This window comes from Corallococcus exercitus, assembly GCF_003611585.1.
Taxonomy (GTDB): Bacteria; Myxococcota; Myxococcia; order Myxococcales; family Myxococcaceae; genus Corallococcus; species Corallococcus exercitus.
Map to the genome: position 1 here is coordinate 1 of NZ_RAVW01000870.1, position 552 is coordinate 552.

The 552-nt window shown below is 71.0% G+C and carries 2 protein-coding genes; both read right to left on the reverse strand.

The window, feature by feature from the left end; translation table 11 throughout:
• On the reverse strand, positions 1–281 hold a 281-nt coding region (locus D7W79_RS42615; RefSeq protein ID WP_147442384.1), incomplete at its 3' end, for an MFS transporter.
• 94 nt (positions 282–375) lie between these two features.
• On the reverse strand, positions 376–549 hold the full coding sequence (locus D7W79_RS45590; RefSeq protein ID WP_276375691.1) for an ATP-binding protein: 174 nt from the start codon (positions 547–549) through the stop codon (positions 376–378).
• Positions 550–552: the final 3 nt, after the last annotated feature.

Genomic DNA, 552 nt, shown 5'->3' on the forward strand with positions numbered 1-552 from the left:
ATCTGCACCAGCGCCCCCAGCCCCACCGCGCGCCGCCGGTCGAAGCGGTCCCCCAGCGCGCCCCCCAGGGGCGACAGCAGGATGGACGGCAGCCACGTCAGCGCCGCCACGCCGCCCGTCCACTCCGCCCGACCCGTCACCTTCGTCACGTACACGCCCAGCGCCAGCACCTCCATCCACGTGCCGATGTTGGACAGCGCCGCGCCACTCCACAGGAAGGCGAAGTCGCGGTGCTTCAGCGCGCGCAACGAGGACAGGCGGGGCGGACGGGGCGTGGACACACTCGCTTTCTAATTCACCGAGAGCGCCGGGTGTTCACGGACTTCTATTCTAGGCGGCCTGGATGGAATTACGGCGGAAACGTGCAGTGCTGCTTCAGTTCCGCCGGGGCAGACGGAGGGTGAAGGTGGAGCCCTCGCCCAGGGTGGAGCGGGCGGAGAGCGAGCCACCGTGCAGCTTGGCGAGCGAGGCCGCGATGAAGAGGCCCAGGCCGTGGCCGCGCCCCCGGTCCTCGTCCGCGCGCTGGAAGCGGTCGAAGACGTGGGGCAGGGC